Source organism: Malikia granosa (assembly GCF_002980595.1).
In the GTDB taxonomy this organism is placed as follows: domain Bacteria; phylum Pseudomonadota; class Gammaproteobacteria; order Burkholderiales; family Burkholderiaceae_C; genus Malikia; species Malikia granosa.
This window is the reverse complement of the sequence record NZ_PVLQ01000035.1, coordinates 76,604-94,108: the sequence shown is the minus strand read 5'-3', so window position 1 is coordinate 94,108 and position 17,505 is coordinate 76,604. Positions and strand designations below refer to the sequence as shown.

Here is a 17,505-nt window from a genome sequence, read left to right as displayed (position 1 = left end):
CACCTTGAAATCACTCGGGCTACTGGTGGAAGAGCAGCGGACGAACTTGCTGACTTATTCGGAGCAGTTAGGTAACGTCTCTGCCTGGGTACTCGATGGTACAACAATAACCACAGATACAATTGTTGCACCTGATGGGACGATTTCTGCGGATATTATGACAACTACCGGAGGTAATAGACGAACTTACAGGACAGTAACAAAAGATGCTTCCGTCATTACTTACACATTCAGCACTTACGCAAAAGCCTATGGTTACGGAACTCTGCGACTATATTTCGATTCTGGAAGTTCAGCTAACAGGATTGAAGTCACATTCAATGTTTCAACAGGCACCATTTCCAGCGTCGCTAGTGCATATGGAACATTCACTAACGCAGGCGCAAGCATTGTCTCGGCTGGCAATGGTTGGTATCGTTGCACACTAACAGGAACATCTGATACATCTACTTCAGTTCGTCCGCATTTCCAGTTAATTGATGTGTCTTCCCCGAGTGGCGTCTATATCTGGGGCGCACAGCTCGAAGCTGGCTCTTTCCCCACCAGCTACATCAAGACCGAAGCCTCGCAGGTGACTCGCGCAGCAGACCCGAATCTGACGGCTGCATTGGGCCAGCCTGGCGCTGGGACGATCTACGTTGACGCCACTGTTCGCTCTGGCAGCACGCTCGCCACTTCTGGCGCGACAACCTTTGCTGCAACGGCATCTACCAGGCAGAAGACCGCTGTGGCCTATGACGCCGCCAGCACGCGAAAGAGCATCAACGGGGCAGCGGTGACATCGTCTGCTGGTACGCAAGGCGGCAGCAATATCTCGATTGCGCCCGGGGCTACGGGATGGATCAACAAGCTGTCGATCTACCCGCAGAAGTTCGGCGACGCCCATCTGCAAGCCCTGACCGCATAAGGAACCATCATGGACATCATCGGCACCATCTACACCCCGGCTGTCTTCGATGCCGAGGGCAACGTCACCACCGAGCCGCAGGCCCTGCCGGGCTGGCACATCAACACGCCGGAGGCGGTCGCAGGCTGGGAGCAGTACCAGGTCTTCCCCGAGACCCCGATGCGGGTCTACGCCGGCCATCCGACCGTGTGCTACGCCTTCCCGGACGAGGCGGCATTCACTGCGGCTGCTATCGAGGCCGGGCTGCTGCCAGCGCCTGAGCCGGTCGAGGCAGTCCCCACCGAGGCCGCGCCGTGAAGGTCAAGACCGCCACTGGCCTGATCCGCGCCTACATGCGCCTGTGCGGATTCGCCGGTTGTACTTCGTTTTGGAACACTGTCTATGTGCTTCCTGGTCGCGAGTCCGACCAGCGTTTACTGCGTCACGAGCGCTGCCATCTGGAGCAGATCCAGCGAGATGGTCGAGTCCTGTTCGCCCTGAAGTACTCCTGGTGGACTCTGCGTCACGGCTATTTGAACAACCCCTATGAGCGCGCCGCCCGCGCAGCAGAAGACCCACCGAGAGGCCAAGCATGAGTACTACCCAGCAATCCGCAGCCGAATCGGCCAGCGTGATGATCGCCAAAACCGCGCCGCCGGCCAGCGTCTCGATCGCCACGATCGCCGGCATCCAGGTCTCGGAGCTGGTCCTATGGGCCACGCTGGTCTACACCGTGCTGATGATTTGCCACAAGGCGCTGGCGTTCTGGCGCGATTTGCGGCGGGATCACTGCCGCGTTCAGGAGGACAGTTGAGATGCACTGGATGATTCTGGCCATCTGGCCGCACCTGTGGTGGAGGCTGTATCGTGGCTGACTTCCTGCCCGCCTTCGAGCGCGCCCTGCTGGCCGAGGGTGGCTACCAGCTGCACCAGGTCGCCGGTGACACCGGTGGCTTGACCTATGCTGGCATCGCGCGCGCCAAGAACCCGCAGTGGCCGGGCTGGTCCTGGATTGACCGCGGCGAGACGCCACCGTCGCAACTGGTGCGGGACTTCTATCGGACAGGCTGGTGGGAGCCGATCCGCGGTGACGAGATCCGCGACCAGACGGTCGCTGAGTCGATCTACAGCTTCGGCACAAACGCCGGGCTGAAAACCGCCGTGCGCTTGGCCCAGATCGTCGCCGGCGTCACGCCCGATGGCGCGATGGGCGGCAAGACGGTCGAGGCCATCAACGCCATGGAGGCCAGGCTGTTCCTGGCGCTCTATGCGCTGGCCCGCATCGCACGCTACCGTGACATCGTGGCGCGTGACCGCACGCAAGCCCGCTTTCTGCTTGGCTGGATCAACAGGACGCTTTCTGAAGCCGCAACATCATGACACCACTACTTGCCCTGGGTGGCATCGTCCAGGCCGTTGGCCAGATCGCCGATGACCTGATCACCACTGACAAGGAGCGCCTCGATGCCGAGCTCGAGCTGCGCCGCCTCGGGATCGAGGAGCGCAAGATCGAGGCCGACCTGGTGCGCGGGCAGCTCGATGTCAACCGAGCCGAGGCGGCCAGCAGCAGTCTGTTCGTGGCCGGCTGGCGGCCGGCGATCGGCTGGGTTGGAGCTGTTGCGCTGGGCTATCAGTTCCTGGCCTATCCGCTGCTGGTCTGGGCCTGGTCACTGCTGCAGGCGCGCGGCCTGGTGCCTGCCGGCCTGCAGCCGCCGCCCATGCTCGATACTGATGCGCTGTGGGTTGTCCTGTCCGGCATGCTGGGGATTGCAGGCTTACGCACTGCCGAGAAAGTCAAGGGCGTGGCCAGATGATGGCTGCCCATGCCGGATGGCTCGTACTGCTCAAGCGCTTGTACGAGCAGATGTTGCTCCGGCAGCACTAGCGACGCATGACCTGCTGCTGCGTCGCCGGTGGCACATGGCGTGCCACATAAGATTCCAAATTAACCCCAAGGCTTTGAATTTAAAGCCTGTTTTTTAGTTGTCCACCCGGTCGAGCATCGGCGCGACGGACATGCGCCAGCCGCTGGAAAACCCTTGTTTTTCTTGTGAAATCATGGGCGCAATTACATCACGGAAGCGCCGTGATGGCAGCGTGAGCGTGTGGCCGGTGCCTCAGGCATGGGCCGCCGGCTGCCGGCCGGCGTGCGTCTCCTGGGTATTCCTGTCCGAGCAAGCTGAGTGCCGGAGGAGAAAGTACCCGTGTATCAATGCGTATTTTGATGATAGACTGCATTGCAATATGCAAACTTTGCAGGTAACCTGGAGCGAAAGCCCCATGCCAAGCAACCGCCAACCGGCGGTTTTTTCATGCTTGTCGCACAAGCTCCCTGCATCCCGATGCACCACTAGGAGAAAAGCAGATGAAGTTGATGACGACCGCGCTGTTGACGGCCTTTATGTTGGGGACCATTTCGCCTGATGTTCTGGCCAGAGGCGGCCGTGGCGGTGGTAAGCGCAGCTACTCGAGCCACTCGTACAAGACACCGTCGAAGAGTCGATCCGGCGGCAGTCGTCAGGCCTCGTCGGGCAGTTACGCCAGCGGCTCGCAGGCCGTCGACGGCACTTGCTACACCGGCCCGCGCGGCGGCACTTACACACTCACCCCCAGCGGGCGCAAGAACTACAACGGATGCTGAGCTGCATTCGAGGACGGAGACGATGACAGCTAAGGGAGAAGACCGTGCTTTACAAGCGCGCCCACTTTTCATCCAGCCCACCGGGTGACGCCTTGAAAAGCCTGCTCGAAGACGCACTCAACAAACGCACGAAGTTTGGGCAACGCAGGCTGAACATAACCTCGGACAAAGAATGGGACGCGTGCCGGCGGCGCCTGCACACGAGCTGCACAATCCCCACTTCCTTGTTATCTTTTTGAAAAGTTAATCCTATGAGCGACACCCCCACAACAGACGACAATCTTCCCTCCTCGACAAGGAAGACCTCCAATACCTGGGGCAAGGTCCTCTTTGTCGCTTTGGTCGTAGCTGCGATCGGCGGCATCTGGTGGTTCGAGAGCGGCCGACTCGTCCACGAAGCCAAGACTGCCGTGGCAGACCAGTTCCGCGACCCGGAATCTGCGCAGTTCCGGCGCGTCAGGACTGTCAAGAACCGCACGGAATCTAAAGTCTGCGGCGAAGTGAACGCCAAGAACGGCTTCGGAGCCTACGCCGGCTTCGTCCAGTTCGTCTACTCGCCATCCTGGAACAGCACAGTCGGCCACGTATTGCTCCTTCCCAAGGAAGGTGACGTCGAGCGTGAACTATTGAAAGTCATTATCGAGCCATGCGAACCCTGGCCGAAAGACTAATCCGGCCGTGCGCACCGCCGACGGCAAGCAGATCACCTTGCGCATGATGGACGAACTGCTCAAGGCGCGCGACGCGATCCTCGCCGAGATGCCCTCCGCTACAGCCGCCCGGTCGCGCAGCTACCCGAGTCACCAGTTGGCCGACTTCTCGGACTTACAGCCATGGCAGCGCCTAAGCTGACGCTGGTGGACCGCGTGGTGGCCTGGATCAACCCGGTGGCGGGCATCCAGCGCGCCCACGCGTGCACTGTGCTGACCTACTACGAGGCCGCCAAGCCCGACCGCACCCGCGAGGGCCGGCGCGCCGTCGGCACCGCACCGCCAACCACGAGGTGCTGCAGGCCGGCGCCTCGCTGCGCCAGACTGCGCGCCACCTGGAGCAGAACTACGACCTGGCGCTGTGCGTGCTCAACACGCTGGTGGCCAACGTAGTCGGGCCCACGGTCATCAGTATCGAGGGGTTTCAGGCCGCCGCTGCCTGCAGCCCCGAGGCGAAATGCTCGCGCACCCGCCGCGCGGCCAGGGCCTCGTCGCGCGCCAGCAGCGCGTCGAGGATGGCACGGTGCTCGCCCAGCGACTGCTCGATGCGGCCGGCCTTGAACAGCGAGCCCTGGCGGTTGAGCTTCATGACCTTGCGCAGGTCGGCCACGATCTGGACCCGCCAGCGGTTCTGCGCCAGCTCGAGCATGCGGCGGTGGAACTGCTCGTTGAGCTCGAAGAAGCGGTCCCGCGATCCGGTGCCGGGCAGGGCGGATTGCTCGAGCTGCTGATGCAGGGCCTCGAGCTCGGCCAGGTCGGCGTTATCGGCCAGCCGGCACAGGGCGGCGGCGGCATCGGACTCGAGCAGCGACAGCAGCTCGTAAACCTCGCGCAAGTCCTGTTCGGATACTTCGGTCACATAGGCGCCGCGCCTGACCTTCATCGTGACCAGGCCTTCGGCGGCCAGCACCTTGAGCGCCTCGCGCAGCGGGGTGCGGCTGATGCCGAGCTCCTCGGCGATGCGCAGCTCGTCGATCCAGCTGCCCGGTGCCAGCTCGCGGTTGTAGATGCGCTGGCGCAGCAGCTCGGCCACTTCTACATACAGTGCGCGGGGGGACAGGGAGAGGGCGGCCATGGTCTGCATTCCTTACTGGGCTGCAGATTGTACTGGAGCAAAAATTTTGCATCAATAATTATGAATGACATAGAATGTCGGCAGTCTTGCTCACTAAGGTGCCCTTTTTATGTCGTCCGAATTCAAACCCGCCACCCTGGCCGATTGGGAAAAAGCCGCTCAGAAGTCCATTAAGGACGGCTCGCTGGACAAGCTGAACTGGCTCACGCCCGACGGTATCACGGTCAAGCCGCTTTATACAGCCGATGACGTGAAGGAGTTGCCCTTCACCAACACGCTGCCGGGCTTCGAGCCCTTCATCCGCGGCCCGCAGGCCACGATGTACGCGGTGCGCCCCTGGACCATCCGCCAGTACGCGGGCTTCTCGACCGCCGAGGAGTCGAACGCCTTCTATCGCAAGGCGCTGGCCGCCGGCGGCCAGGGCGTCTCGGTCGCCTTCGACCTCGCGACCCACCGCGGCTACGACTCGGACCATCCGCGCGTGACGGGTGACGTCGGCAAGGCGGGCGTCGCGATCGACTCGGTCGAGGACATGAAGATCCTGTTCGACGGCATTCCGCTCGACAAGGTCTCGGTCTCTATGACCATGAACGGCGCGGTGCTGCCGGTGCTGGCTGGCTATGTGGTGGCGGCCGAGGAGCAGGGCGTGAGCCAGGACCAGCTGGCCGGAACGATCCAGAACGACATCCTCAAGGAGTTCATGGTTCGCAACACCTACATCTACCCGCCCGAGCCGTCGATGAAGATCATCGGCGACATCATCGAGTACACGGCGCAGAAGATGCCCAAGTTCAACTCGATCAGCATCAGCGGCTACCACATGCAGGAAGCCGGCGCCAACCAGGTGCTCGAGATGGCCTTCACGCTGGCCGACGGCAAGGAATATGTCAAGACCGCGATCGCCAAGGGCATGGACGTCGACGCGTTCGCGGGCCGGCTGTCCTTCTTCTGGGCGGTGGGCATGAACTTCTACCTCGAGATCGCCAAGATGCGCGCGGCCCGCCTGCTCTGGGCCCGCATCATGAAGGGTTTCGACGCCAAGAACCCCAAGAGCCTGATGCTGCGCACGCACAGCCAGACCTCGGGCTGGTCGCTGACCGAGCAGGACCCCTACAACAACGTGGTGCGCACCACCATCGAGGCGATGGCGGCCGTGTTCGGCGGCACCCAGTCGCTGCACACCAACTCGCTCGACGAGGCGATCGCGCTGCCGACCGAGTTCAGCTCGCGCATCGCGCGCAACACCCAGCTCATCATCCAGGAAGAGACCCACATCACCAACGTGGTCGATCCCTGGGCCGGCTCCTACCTGATGGAGTCACTGACGCAGGAGATGGCCGACAAGGCCTGGGCCATCATCGAGGAGGTCGATGCCATGGGCGGCATGACCAAGGCGGTCGATTCGGGCTGGGCCAAGCTCAAGATCGAGGCCGCCGCGGCCGAGAAGCAGGCCCGCATCGATTCGGGCAAGGACGTCATCGTCGGCGTCAACAAGTACAGATTAGCCAAGGAAGACCCGATCGAGATCCTGGACGTGGACAACGTCAAGGTGCGCGAGTCGCAGATCGCTCGCCTGCAGGAAATCAAGGCCAAGCGTGACAACGCGGCCGTCGCCGCCGCGCTCGATGCGCTGACCGCTGCGGCCGAGTCGGGATCGGGAAACCTGCTCGACCTCTCGATCCAGGCGATCCGCCTGCGCGCGACCGTCGGCGAGGTGTCCGACGCGCTGGAAAAAGTCTACGGGCGCCACCGCGCCGACACGCAGAAGGTGACCGGAGTGTACGCAGCCGCCTACGACTCGGCCGAAGGCTGGGACAAGCTCAAGACCGAGATCGCCGAATTCGCCTCCAGCCAAGGCCGCCGCCCGCGCGTGATGATCGCCAAGCTCGGCCAGGACGGCCACGACCGTGGCGCCAAGGTGGTGGCCACGGCCTTTGCCGACCTCGGCTTCGACGTCGACATGGGCCCGCTGTTCCAGACCCCCGAGGAATGCGCGCGCCAGGCGATCGAGAACGACGTGCACGCGGTTGGCGTCTCTACCCTGGCCGCCGGCCACAAGACCCTGGTGCCGGCCATCATCGCCGAGCTCAAGAAGCAGGGCGCCGACGACATCATCGTCTTCGTCGGCGGCGTGGTGCCGCGCCAGGACTACGAGATGCTGTACGAGGCCGGCGTCAAGGGCGTCTATGGCCCGGGCACCCCGATCCCGGCCAGCGCCAAGGACGTGCTGGAACAGATCAAGAAGGCCATCGCCTGATCCGCCATGCTGCTGCAAGGCATCACCGAGGGCAATCCGGCCGTGCAGCGGCGTGCCATGGCCAAGGCCATCACGCTGCTTGAGTCGACCCGCGCCGACCATAGGCTGCAGGCCGACGAGCTGCTGACCGCCTTGTTACCGCACACCGGGCGCGCGCTGCGCTTAGGGATAAGCGGTGTGCCGGGCGTCGGCAAGTCGACCTTCATCGAGGCGCTCGGCCTGTACTTGATCGAGCAGGGGCATCGCGTCGCGGTGCTGGCGATCGATCCGTCCTCGACCGTCTCGGGCGGCTCCATCCTGGGCGACAAGACCCGCATGGAGCGGCTCTCGGTCCATGAGCGCGCCTATATCCGGCCCAGCCCGAGCAGCGGCACGCTGGGCGGCGTGGCTGAGAAGACGCGGGAGGCGATGCTGGTCTGCGAGGCCGCTGGCTACGACATCGTGATCGTCGAGACGGTCGGCGTCGGCCAGTCCGAGACCGCGGTGCACGGCATGACCGACATGTTCTGCCTGCTGCAGCTGCCCAATGCGGGCGACGAGCTGCAGGCGATCAAGAAGGGCGTGATGGAGCTGGCCGACCTGGTCGTGATCAACAAGGCCGACCTCGACCCGTTCGCCGCGACCCGCGCGCAGTCCCAGATCCAGTCCTCGCTGCGCCTGTTCGGCCAGCATGGCAATCCCGAGCACGCGCACCACGACGAAAGCCTGTGGCAGCCGACCGTGGTCCAGCTCAGCGCCCTGCAAGGCCAGGGCGTGGCTGGCTTCTGGCAGCAGGTCAGCCGCTTTTGGCAGCTGCAGACCGACAACGGCCGCTTCGCCGCCAAGCGCCAGCGCCAGGCCAAGTCCTGGATGTGGGAGCGCATCGAGGCCGGACTGCGCCAGCGCTTCCGCGACCATCCCGCCGTCAAGGCGCAACTCGAAAACACCACCGACCAGGTCCTGCAGGGCCGGCTGCCTGCCTCGACGGCAGCGCGCCAGCTGCTGGAACTGTTCCACTGATTCACCCCCCGGAGATCATCACCATGCAAGAAATCCTGCAACAACTGGAGCAGAAGCGCGAGGCCGCCCGCCTCGGCGGCGGACAGAAGCGCATCGATGCGCAGCACGCCAAGGGCAAGCTGACGGCGCGCGAGCGCCTTGAAGTCCTGCTCGACGAGGGCACCTTCGAGGAATGGGACATGTTCGTCGAGCACCGCTGCTCGGACTTCGGCATGGAGGCCAGCAAGATCCCGGGTGACGGCGTCGTGACCGGCTACGGCATGATCAACGGCCGCCTGGTGTTCGTCTTCAGCCAGGACTTCACGGTCTTCGGCGGCGCGCTGTCCGAGGCCCATGCCGAGAAGATCTGCAAGGTCATGGACCAGGCGATGAAGGTCGGCGCGCCGGTGATCGGCCTGAACGACTCGGGCGGCGCCCGCATCCAGGAGGGCGTGGCTTCGCTCGGCGGCTATGCCGAGGTGTTCCAGCGCAACGCGATGGCCTCGGGCGTGATCCCGCAGATCTCGATGATCATGGGCCCGTCGGCCGGCGGCGCGGTCTATTCGCCCGCGATGACCGACTTCATCTTCATGGTCAAGGACAGCTCCTACATGTTCGTGACCGGCCCCGAAGTGGTCAAGACCGTCACGCACGAGGAAGTGACCGCCGAGGAGCTCGGTGGCGCCGTGACGCACTCGACCAAGTCCGGCGTCGCCGACCTGGCGTTCGAGAACGACGTCGAGGCGCTGCTGATGCTGCGTCGCCTCTACAACTACCTGCCGCTGAACAACCGCGAGAAGGCCCCGGTGCGCCCGAGCGGCGACCCCATCGACCGCAAGGAATTGAGCCTGGACACCCTGGTGCCGGACAATCCGAACAAGGCCTACGACATGAAGGAGCTGATCCTCAAGACGGTCGACGATGGCGACTTCTTCGAGATCCAGCCCCATTACGCGGCCAACATCATCGTCGGCTTCGCGCGCATGGACGGCCAGACGGTGGGCATCGTGGCCAACCAGCCGCTGGTGCTGGCCGGCTGCCTCGACATCAAGAGCTCGATCAAGGCCGCGCGCTTCGTGCGCTTCTGTGATGCCTTCAGCATTCCGGTCGTGACCTTCGTCGACGTGCCCGGCTTCATGCCCGGCACCAGCCAGGAATACGGCGGCATCATCAAGCATGGCGCCAAGCTGCTCTACGCCTATGCCGAGTGCACGGTGCCGAAGATCACCGTGATCACGCGCAAGGCCTACGGCGGCGCCTACGACGTGATGGCGTCCAAGCACCTCAGAGGCGACGTCAACCTGGCCTGGCCGAACGCCGAGATCGCCGTGATGGGCGCCAAGGGCGCGGTCGAGATCATCTTCCGCGAGGAGAAGAAGGACCCGGCCAAGCTGGCCGAGCGCGAGGCCGAGTACAAGCGCCGCTTCGCCAACCCCTTCGTCGCGGCCGAGCGCGGCTACATCGACGACGTGATCCTGCCGCACGAGACCCGCAAGCGCATCTGCCGCAGCCTGGTCATGCTCAAGGACAAGAAGATCGAAAACCCGTGGCGCAAGCACGGCAACATCCCGCTCTAAGCGCCTGAGGAGAGACAAAAACATGTTCAAGAAGATCCTGATCGCCAACCGCGGCGAAATCGCCTGCCGCGTCATCGCCACCGCCCGCAAGATGGGCATCCAGACCGTCGCGGTCTATTCCGAGGCCGATCGCGAGGCGCGCCATGTGCGCCTGGCCGACGAGGCCGTACTGCTGGGCCCGGCGCCGAGCCGCGAGTCCTACCTGGTCGCCGACAAGATCATCGCCGCCGCCAAGGCCACCGGCGCTGAGGCCATCCACCCGGGCTACGGCTTCCTGTCCGAGAACGAGGCCTTCGCGCAGCGCTGCCAGGACGAGGGCATCGCCTTCATCGGCCCGAAGGCGCACTCGATCGCTGCCATGGGCGACAAGATCGCCTCCAAGAAGCTGGCCAACGAGGCCAAGGTCAACACGATCCCGGGCTACAACGACCCGATCGCCAATGCCGAGGCAGCGGTCGAGATCGCCAAGGGCATCGGCTATCCGGTCATGATCAAGGCGTCGGCCGGCGGTGGCGGCAAGGGCCTGCGCGTCGCGTTCAACGACAAGGAGGCGCTCGAGGGCTTCACCGCCTGCCAGAACGAGGCGCGCAACAGCTTCGGCGACGACCGCATCTTCATCGAGAAGTTCGTCGAGCAGCCGCGCCACATCGAGATCCAGATCCTGGGCGACAGCCACGGCAACGTGGTGTATCTGAACGAGCGCGAGTGCTCGATCCAGCGCCGCCACCAGAAGGTGATCGAGGAGGCGCCCAGCCCCTTCATCTCCGACGCGACCCGCAAGGCGATGGGCGAGCAGGCCGTGGCCCTGGCCAAGGCAGTGCAGTACCAGTCGGCCGGCACGGTCGAGTTCGTGGTCGGCAAGGACCAGGACTTCTACTTCCTCGAGATGAACACCCGCTTGCAGGTGGAGCACCCGGTGACCGAGGCCATCACCGGCCTGGACCTGGTCGAGCAGATGATCCGTGTCGCCGCCGGCGAGAAGCTCAGCTTCGGCCAGGCCGACGTCAAGCGCGACGGCTGGGCGATCGAGTGCCGCATCAACGCCGAGGACCCGTTCCGCAACTTCCTGCCCTCTACCGGCCGCCTGGTGCGCTTCACGCCGCCGGAGCAGACCATGTGGCAGGCCGATACCAGCCAGCTGCAGGGCGTGCGCGTCGATACCGGCGTGTTCGAGGGCGGCGAGATCCCGATGTTCTACGACTCGATGATCGCCAAGCTGATCGTGCACGGCAAGGATCGCAATGAGGCGATCGCCAAGATGCGCGAGGCGCTCAATGGCTTCGTGATCCGCGGCATCAACTCCAACATCCCGTTCCAGGCCGCGCTGCTGGCGCACCCGGAGTTCGTCTCGGGCAACTTCAACACCGGCTTCATCGCCCAGCATTACGCGGGCGGCTTCCGCGCCGAGGACGTGCCGCATGACGACGAGGACTTCCTGGTCGCGCTGGCCGCCTTCGTGCGCCGCAAGTCGCGCGAACGCGCCACGGGCCTGTCGGGCCAGCTGCCGGGCTACGGCGTGCAGGTCGGCAAGGACTACACCGTCATCAGCCTCGACATCGAGGGCCATCACAAGCACACCGCGGTCCATGTCGACGAGTTCACCGGCGAGACCGGCTCGGCCAGCGTGCAGGTCAACGGCAAGCGCTACCAGATCAGCTCGCCCTCGCGCCTGAGCGAGATCGTGATCACCGGCCTGGTCAATGGCCAGCCCTTCACGGCCCAGATCGAGCGCGGTTCGGCCAAGAACCCGCTGGCGCTGGTGGTGCAGCACAACGGCACCAAGCTCGAGTGCATGGTGGTCTCGCCGCGCATGGCCGAGCTCTATGGCCAGATGCCGCACAAGGCCGCGCCCGACATGAGCCAGTTCGTGCTGTCGCCGATGCCGGGCCTGCTGGTCGAGGTCGCTGTCAAGCCGGGCCAGAAGGTCCAGGCTGGCGAGCGCGTCGCGGTGATCGAGGCGATGAAGATGGAAAACGTGCTGTTCGCCGCCGCCGATGGCGTCGTCGCCAAGGTGCTCGCCGCCAAGGGCGAGTCGCTGGTGGTCGACCAGCCGATCGTGGAGTTCGAGAAATGAGCCGTCCTTTCAAGGTGCTGGGCATCCAGCAGATCGCCATCGGCGGCCCGGACAAGAACCGCTTGCAGAAGCTCTGGGTCGACATGCTCGGCCTCGAGGTCACGGGCAACTTCAGGTCCGAGCGCGAGAACGTCGACGAGGACATCTGCGCCATGGGCAAGGGTGCCTTCAAGGTCGAGGTTGACCTGATGCAGCCGCTCGACCCCGAGAAGAAGCCGGCCGTGCATGCCACGCCGCTGAATCACGTCGGCCTGTGGATCGACGACCTGCCCAAGGCGGTCGAGTGGCTGAGCGCGAATGGCGTGCGCTTCGCGCCGGGCGGCATCCGCAAGGGTGCGGCCGGCTACGACATCACCTTCCTGCACCCGAAGTCGAACGACGAGTTTCCGATCGCGGGCGAGGGCGTGCTGATCGAGTTGGTGCAGGCGCCGCCCGAGGTGATCGCGGCGCTGGGATAATCCAGTCGGGGCTGCTTGCGCATCCCCGTGGTTTCAGCATCAGGGCGCGGCAGATTCCGCTGGTATCTGCCGCGCCCTGCTTTTTTTCCGAGAGACATGAACACGGTTGCTTCCATTCCTGTATCCGCCATCCGCCGCCCCGAGGCCGGTGTCCCTGCGAACCGCTGGTCGGTCGGCGCCGTCGAGGCGCTGTTCGAGCTGCCCTTCATGGAGCTGCTGTTCCGTGCCCAGCAGGTGCACCGCGAGCATTTCGATCCGAGCGAGGTCCAGCTCTCGACCTTGCTGTCGATCAAGACCGGTGGCTGCTCGGAGGATTGCGGCTACTGCCCGCAGTCCGCGCACCATGACACCGAGGTCGAGGCCGACAAGCTGATGCAGCTCGAGCAGGTGCTGGCCGCCGCGCGCGCCGCCAAGGCGCAGGGTGCGACCCGCTTCTGCATGGGCGCGGCCTGGCGCAGCCCCAAGGAGCGCGACATGGAAAAAGTCACCGACATGGTGCAGGGCGTGCGCGCGCTGGGCCTGGAGACCTGCATGACGCTGGGCATGCTCGACCCGGGCCAGGCGCGTCAGCTCAAGGACGCGGGACTGGACTACTACAACCACAACCTCGACAGCGCGCCGGACTTCTACGGCCAGATCATCAGCACCCGGACCTACCAGGACCGGCTCGACACGCTGTCCCATGTGCGCGAAGCCGGCATCAATGTCTGCTGTGGCGGCATCGTCGGTCTGGGCGAGACGCGCGCGCAGCGCGCCGGCCTGATCGCGCAGCTGGCCAACCTCGACCCTTACCCGGAGTCGGTGCCGATCAACAACCTGGTCGCGGTGCCCGGTACGCCGCTCGAGGGCGCCGAGCCTATCGATCCGTTCGAGTTCGTGCGCACGATCGCGGTCGCTCGCATCACGATGCCGACCACCATGGTGCGGCTGTCGGCCGGCCGCGAGCAGATGGACGATGCGCTGCAGGCGCTGTGCCTGGCCGCGGGTGCCAACTCGATCTTCTACGGCGACCAGTTGCTCACGACCGCCAATCCGCAGGCCGAGCGCGACCGCGCGCTGTTCGAGCGGCTCGGGCTGCGCGCGCAGGGCGCCCGCCCGGCCATGCCGCCTGCTGCCTGAGCGAGCCGGGATCGGCAGCCTTGCTTGCTGCCGGTCTCAGCGGCCGGACTGGCGCGCCTTGGCCCTGGCCAGCGCTGCCTCGATCACCGAGCGCTTGCGATCGAGCGCCGCCGGATCGGTCAGCTTGGAGTGCTCGGCCAGATGCTCGAGCTTGTCCTGGGCCTTGAGCAGCTGGCGCTGCTGGTGCTCGGCCAGGTCGCGCTGCTGGCGCTGCTGATGCCATTGGTAGCGTGAGCGCGCCTGCTCGGCCTGTTCGGGCGACCAGGCCGACCAGCCGGTCTGCTCGCCGCTGGCATTGACCAGCGCGATGCAGTCGACCGGGCAGACCGGGATGCACAGCTCGCAGCCGGTGCAATAGGGCTCGATCACGGTGTGCATGCGCTTGTTGCCGCCGACGATCGCATCGGTCGGACAGGCCTTGATGCACAGCGTGCAGCCTATGCACCAGTCCTCGTCGATGATCGCCAGGGTACGCACCGATTCCTGCCCATGGGCCGGATCGAGCGGCTTGGCCGGCTGGTCCGCGATCGCGGCCAGCCGACGCACGCCTTCGGCGCCACCGGGCGGGCATTGGTTGATGCCGGCCTGGCCCTGGGCGATCGCCCGCGCATAGGACAGGCAGTCGGGATAGCCACAGCGCGTGCACTGGGTCTGCGGCAGCGCCGCGTCGAGGCGAGCGACGAGATCACTCTCGGCGTTCGCAACCATGACTTCAATCTTCAAGCCTGGATTACCTCTTCCTGCCGGCGGCCGGGTTGCGGCGGTAGCTGGAGCGCGGCTGCGCGGCCGGCGCTGGTGCGGATTCGACCGGAGCGCTTGCCACCGCTTCGGCGCCAGTATCGACTTCGGCGGCTGCCTCGGGTGCGGTCGATCCAGCCAGCAGTTCGGCCGCGGGCTCGATCGGCTGCAGGGTTTCGACTGCGACGGGGGCGGCCGGTTCGACGGCAGCAACTGCCGGCTCGGCGGGAGCCGCCACGCTCGGCGCGCTCGCCGCCGCCTGCGGCATGCCCGCCTGGTGCTCGAGGATGAACTGCTTGACCACCGGATAGACCTGGTTGCGCCAGCGGCTGCCGCTGAAGATGCCGTAATGGCCGGCACCCTTGACCTCGAAGTGACGCTGCTCGTCGCTGACGATGCCAGTGCACAGCTCATGCGCGGCGCGGGTCTGGCCGCTGCCCGAGATGTCGTCGAGCTCGCCTTCGACGGTCAGCAAGCCGGTGTTGCGGATGTCCTGCGGCCTGACCAGCTCGACCTTGCCCTGCGGGTTGCGCACCTCCCAGGTACCGTTGACCAGCTTGAAGTCCTGGAACACGGTCTTGATGGTCTCGAGGTAGTAATCCGCGTCCATGTCGAGCACGGCGTTGTACTCGTCGTAGAACTGGCGATGTGCCTCGGCGCTGTCGTTGTCACCCTTGATCAGGTGGTTGAAGTAGTCGTAATGGCTGTTGGCGTGGCGGTCCGGGTTCATCGCGATGAAGCCGGTGTGCTGCAGGAAGCCCGGGTAGACGCGGCGGCCGGCGCCCGGGAAGTTGTTCGGCACCCGGTAGATCACGTTGTTCTCGAACCACTCGAAGGGGCGGTGCACCGCGAGGTTGTTGACCTCGGTCGGCGACTTGCGCGCATCGATCGGGCCGCCCATCATGGTCATCGACAGCGGGGTCTTTTCGCCACGGCTGGCCATCAGCGAGACGGCCGCCAGCGTCGGCACGGTCGGCTGGCAGACGCTGATGACATGGCAGTTGTCGTAGCGGCCTTGCAGGTGGCGGATGAAGTCCTGCAGGTAGTTGACGTAATCGTCGAGGTGGAACTCGCCCTCGGACAGCGGCACCAGGCGCGCGTTCTTCCACTCGGTGATGTAGACCTTGTGGTCTTTCAGCATGGTGCGCACGGTTTCGCGCAGCAGCGTCGCGTAGTGGCCCGACAGCGGCGCGACGAGCAGCACCACCGGCTGGCCCTTGAGGCGACTCAGCGTCTCGGGATCGTCGCTGAAGCGCTTGAAGCGCAGCAGGTCGCAGAAGGGCTTGGCCATCTCGACGCGTTCCTGGATCGCGATCTGGACTCCGTCGATGTCGACGGTCCGGATGCCGAACTCGGGCTTCTCGTAGTCCTTGCCCAGGCGGTGCACCAGGTCGAAGCCCGCGGCCATGCGCTGCGACAGCGGCGTCATGCCGACCGGCAGCATCGGGTTGGTGAACATCTTGGCCGTCACCTTGGCCAGGTCAGAGAAAGGCTCGATCAGTGAGCGCTGGGTTTCGTAGATCTGGTAAAGCATGGCGGGACTCCAAGGAATTGTTGCACTGCAGCATTATCGCAGTCTATGCTGCGTTGCAGCAACTGGTTTGTGCAATAACCATCAATATGCGTTGTTTAGAAGAATAACAAAAAACGCCGCGGATGCGGCGTTTTTATCGCTTGCAGCATTTATTACGGCAAACTTACATCACCTTGGCAATTGCCTGGCAGACATAGTCGATATTCTTGCTGTTGAGCGCGGCGACGCACATGCGGCCGGTGTCGGTGCCGTAGACGCCGAACTCGTTGCGCAGGCGCACCATCTGGTCCTTGGACAGGCCCGAGTAGCTGAACATGCCGATCTGGGTCGTGATGAAGCTCATGTCCTGCTGCACGCCGGCGGCCTTCAGGCCGTCGACCAGCTTCTGGCGCATGGCCTTGATGCGCACGCGCATCTCGCCGAGTTCCTTTTCCCACAGTGCGCGCAGCTCGGGGTTGCTCAGCACCGCGGCGACGACTGCGCCGCCATGGGTCGGCGGGTTGGAGTAGTTGGTGCGGATCACGATCTTGAGCTGGGACAGCACGCGGTCGGCCTCGGCCTTGTCCTGGCACAGCACCGACAGGCCGCCGACGCGCTCGCCGTACAGGCTGAAGCTCTTCGAGAAGCTGGTCGAGACGAAGAAGTTCAGGCCGGCGGCGACGAACTTGTCGATCACCGCGCCGTCTTCCTTGATGCCGTAGCCGAAGCCCTGGTAGGCCATGTCGAGGAAGGGGGTCAGGCCCTTGGCCTGGATGACGGCGATCACCTGGTCCCATTGCTCGGGGCTGATGTCGTAGCCGGTCGGGTTGTGGCAGCAGGCGTGCAGCACGATGATGGTGCCCGGCTCGGCCGCGTTCAGGCTGGCCAGCATGCCCTCGAAGTTGACGCCGCGCTGGGTCGGGTCGTAGTAGGCGTAGGTGCCGACCTCGAAGCCGGCGTTGCTGAACAGCGCGCGGTGGTTTTCCCAGGACGGGTCGGAGATCAGCACCTTGGCGTTCGGGCTGACCTTCTTGAGGAAGTCGGCGCCGATCTTCAGGCCGCCGGTGCCGCCGATGGCCTGCACGGTGGCGACGCGGCCGCTCTTGACCGGCTCGCTGTCGGCGCCGAACACCAAGCCCTTGACGGCGGCGTCATAGGCGGCGATGCCGTCGATCGGCAGGTAGCCGCGCGCAGCGGGCTTTTCCATCATCGCCTGCTCGGCAGCCTGCACGCACTGCAGCAGCGGCAGCTTGCCGTTGTCGTCGAAGTAGACGCCCACGCCCAGGTTGACCTTGTTGGGGTTGGTGTCGGCGTTGTACTGCTCGTTCAGACCCAGGATCGGGTCGCGGGGGGCCATTTCGACGGCGGAAAACAGAGACATGAGTCGTTACCTGTGTGTGAAGGAAGAAGCGCGCTTGCCATGCGGGGCAAGCCTGCACAGAGGCAGGCATTTTAGCTTGGCTGGAGTAGCGAGTGCAC

19 protein-coding genes are annotated in these 17,505 nt (G+C 64.7%); 15 read left to right on the top strand and 4 right to left on the bottom strand.

Features of this window, described 5'->3' with window-relative positions; all coding sequences use genetic code 11:
* The 9 genes from C6P64_RS18195 to C6P64_RS18190 form a co-directional block, all read left to right on the top strand.
* Positions 1-907: phage head spike fiber domain-containing protein (locus tag C6P64_RS18195; RefSeq protein WP_425436748.1), on the top strand; the 907-nt coding region annotated here is incomplete at its 5' end.
* Between the two features lie 9 nt (positions 908-916).
* Positions 917-1,204 (top strand): hypothetical protein, encoded by a 288-nt coding sequence (locus C6P64_RS11020; protein ID WP_105748613.1) that lies wholly within the window; start codon positions 917-919, stop codon positions 1,202-1,204.
* The gene (locus C6P64_RS17960) at positions 1,201-1,482 is read left to right on the top strand and encodes a hypothetical protein (protein WP_146115906.1); all 282 of its coding nucleotides are present in this window, start codon (positions 1,201-1,203) and stop codon (positions 1,480-1,482) included. The genes C6P64_RS11020 and C6P64_RS17960 overlap by 4 nt, the downstream gene beginning before the upstream one ends.
* Positions 1,479-1,700: a hypothetical protein gene (locus tag C6P64_RS11015; RefSeq protein WP_105748612.1), complete on the top strand. Its 222-nt coding sequence runs from the start codon at positions 1,479-1,481 to the stop codon at positions 1,698-1,700. The genes C6P64_RS17960 and C6P64_RS11015 overlap by 4 nt, the downstream gene beginning before the upstream one ends.
* Before the next feature lie 53 nt (positions 1,701-1,753).
* Positions 1,754-2,266, top strand: coding sequence for a glycoside hydrolase family 108 protein (locus C6P64_RS11010; protein WP_105748611.1), 513 nt, complete (start codon positions 1,754-1,756; stop codon positions 2,264-2,266).
* Positions 2,263-2,700, top strand: coding sequence for a holin family protein (locus C6P64_RS11005; protein WP_105748610.1), 438 nt, complete (start codon positions 2,263-2,265; stop codon positions 2,698-2,700). Before C6P64_RS11010 ends, C6P64_RS11005 begins: the two co-directional genes overlap by 4 nt.
* Positions 2,701-3,251: 551 nt before the next feature.
* Positions 3,252-3,527, top strand: coding sequence for a hypothetical protein (locus tag C6P64_RS17955; RefSeq protein WP_146115905.1), 276 nt, complete (start codon positions 3,252-3,254; stop codon positions 3,525-3,527).
* A 251-nt stretch (positions 3,528-3,778) separates the two neighbouring features.
* On the top strand, positions 3,779-4,198 hold the full coding sequence (locus C6P64_RS11000) for a hypothetical protein (protein ID WP_105748609.1): 420 nt from the start codon (positions 3,779-3,781) through the stop codon (positions 4,196-4,198).
* A 7-nt stretch (positions 4,199-4,205) separates the two neighbouring features.
* Positions 4,206-4,379 (top strand): hypothetical protein, encoded by a 174-nt coding sequence (locus tag C6P64_RS18190; protein WP_170073086.1) that lies wholly within the window; start codon positions 4,206-4,208, stop codon positions 4,377-4,379.
* 282 nt (positions 4,380-4,661) lie between these two features.
* Here C6P64_RS18190 and C6P64_RS10995 read toward each other — a convergent pair whose 3' ends face one another.
* On the bottom strand, positions 4,662-5,312 hold the full coding sequence (locus tag C6P64_RS10995; protein WP_105748620.1) for a GntR family transcriptional regulator: 651 nt from the start codon (positions 5,310-5,312) through the stop codon (positions 4,662-4,664).
* Positions 5,313-5,421: 109 nt separating this feature from the next.
* Here C6P64_RS10995 and scpA point away from each other — a divergent pair, with 109 nt between their 5' ends.
* The 6 genes from scpA (at position 5,422) to bioB (ending at position 13,775) form a co-directional block, all read left to right on the top strand.
* Complete coding sequence (gene scpA / locus C6P64_RS10990) at positions 5,422-7,569, top strand: methylmalonyl-CoA mutase (protein ID WP_105748608.1); 2,148 nt, start codon at positions 5,422-5,424, stop codon at positions 7,567-7,569.
* A gap of 6 nt (positions 7,570-7,575) precedes the next feature.
* Positions 7,576-8,568 (top strand): methylmalonyl Co-A mutase-associated GTPase MeaB, encoded by a 993-nt coding sequence (gene meaB, locus C6P64_RS10985; RefSeq protein ID WP_105748607.1) that lies wholly within the window; start codon positions 7,576-7,578, stop codon positions 8,566-8,568.
* Positions 8,569-8,591: 23 nt separating this feature from the next.
* On the top strand, positions 8,592-10,124 hold the full coding sequence (locus C6P64_RS10980) for an acyl-CoA carboxylase subunit beta (RefSeq protein WP_105748606.1): 1,533 nt from the start codon (positions 8,592-8,594) through the stop codon (positions 10,122-10,124).
* 22 nt (positions 10,125-10,146) lie between these two features.
* Positions 10,147-12,198 carry an acetyl-CoA carboxylase biotin carboxylase subunit gene (accC, locus tag C6P64_RS10975; RefSeq protein WP_105748605.1) on the top strand — a complete coding sequence of 684 codons (2,052 nt, stop codon included), beginning with the start codon at positions 10,147-10,149 and terminating at the stop codon, positions 12,196-12,198.
* Complete coding sequence (locus C6P64_RS10970; protein ID WP_105748604.1) at positions 12,195-12,656, top strand: VOC family protein; 462 nt, start codon at positions 12,195-12,197, stop codon at positions 12,654-12,656. Before accC ends, C6P64_RS10970 begins: the two co-directional genes overlap by 4 nt.
* A 96-nt stretch (positions 12,657-12,752) precedes the next feature.
* Positions 12,753-13,775 carry a biotin synthase BioB gene (gene bioB, locus C6P64_RS10965; RefSeq protein ID WP_105748603.1) on the top strand — a complete coding sequence of 341 codons (1,023 nt, stop codon included), beginning with the start codon at positions 12,753-12,755 and terminating at the stop codon, positions 13,773-13,775.
* 36 nt (positions 13,776-13,811) lie between these two features.
* On the opposite strand, the gene rsxB is transcribed toward bioB, so the two are convergent.
* The 3 genes from rsxB to C6P64_RS10950 all read right to left on the bottom strand — a co-directional run bounded on the left by rsxB (position 13,812) and on the right by C6P64_RS10950 (position 17,407).
* Complete coding sequence (gene rsxB / locus C6P64_RS10960; RefSeq protein ID WP_105748602.1) at positions 13,812-14,483, bottom strand: electron transport complex subunit RsxB; 672 nt, start codon at positions 14,481-14,483, stop codon at positions 13,812-13,814.
* 22 nt (positions 14,484-14,505) lie between these two features.
* Positions 14,506-16,047, bottom strand: a complete 1,542-nt coding sequence (locus C6P64_RS10955) for a polyhydroxyalkanoate depolymerase (protein WP_105748601.1) — start codon at positions 16,045-16,047, stop codon at positions 14,506-14,508.
* Positions 16,048-16,210: 163 nt separating this feature from the next.
* The gene (locus C6P64_RS10950; RefSeq protein WP_105748600.1) at positions 16,211-17,407 is read right to left on the bottom strand and encodes an amino acid aminotransferase; all 1,197 of its coding nucleotides are present in this window, start codon (positions 17,405-17,407) and stop codon (positions 16,211-16,213) included.
* Positions 17,408-17,505 lie beyond the last annotated feature (98 nt).

What these genes read in the sequence shown, in the direction of transcription:
- C6P64_RS11020 (WP_105748613.1), top strand. Translation starts at nt 917, where the DNA reads ATGGACATCATCGGCACCATCTACACCCCGGCTGTCTTCGATGCCGAG.
- C6P64_RS11015 (WP_105748612.1), top strand. Translation starts at nt 1,479, where the DNA reads ATGAGTACTACCCAGCAATCCGCAGCCGAATCGGCCAGCGTGATGATC.
- C6P64_RS11005 (WP_105748610.1), top strand. Translation starts at nt 2,263, where the DNA reads ATGACACCACTACTTGCCCTGGGTGGCATCGTCCAGGCCGTTGGCCAG.
- C6P64_RS17955 (WP_146115905.1), top strand. Translation starts at nt 3,252, where the DNA reads ATGAAGTTGATGACGACCGCGCTGTTGACGGCCTTTATGTTGGGGACC.
- C6P64_RS11000 (WP_105748609.1), top strand. Translation starts at nt 3,779, where the DNA reads ATGAGCGACACCCCCACAACAGACGACAATCTTCCCTCCTCGACAAGG.
- C6P64_RS10995 (WP_105748620.1), bottom strand. Translation starts at nt 5,312, where the DNA reads ATGGCCGCCCTCTCCCTGTCCCCCCGCGCACTGTATGTAGAAGTGGCC.
- scpA (WP_105748608.1), top strand. Translation starts at nt 5,422, where the DNA reads ATGTCGTCCGAATTCAAACCCGCCACCCTGGCCGATTGGGAAAAAGCC.
- meaB (WP_105748607.1), top strand. Translation starts at nt 7,576, where the DNA reads ATGCTGCTGCAAGGCATCACCGAGGGCAATCCGGCCGTGCAGCGGCGT.
- C6P64_RS10980 (WP_105748606.1), top strand. Translation starts at nt 8,592, where the DNA reads ATGCAAGAAATCCTGCAACAACTGGAGCAGAAGCGCGAGGCCGCCCGC.
- accC (WP_105748605.1), top strand. Translation starts at nt 10,147, where the DNA reads ATGTTCAAGAAGATCCTGATCGCCAACCGCGGCGAAATCGCCTGCCGC.
- C6P64_RS10970 (WP_105748604.1), top strand. Translation starts at nt 12,195, where the DNA reads ATGAGCCGTCCTTTCAAGGTGCTGGGCATCCAGCAGATCGCCATCGGC.
- bioB (WP_105748603.1), top strand. Translation starts at nt 12,753, where the DNA reads ATGAACACGGTTGCTTCCATTCCTGTATCCGCCATCCGCCGCCCCGAG.
- rsxB (WP_105748602.1), bottom strand. Translation starts at nt 14,483, where the DNA reads ATGGTTGCGAACGCCGAGAGTGATCTCGTCGCTCGCCTCGACGCGGCG.
- C6P64_RS10955 (WP_105748601.1), bottom strand. Translation starts at nt 16,047, where the DNA reads ATGCTTTACCAGATCTACGAAACCCAGCGCTCACTGATCGAGCCTTTC.
- C6P64_RS10950 (WP_105748600.1), bottom strand. Translation starts at nt 17,407, where the DNA reads ATGTCTCTGTTTTCCGCCGTCGAAATGGCCCCCCGCGACCCGATCCTG.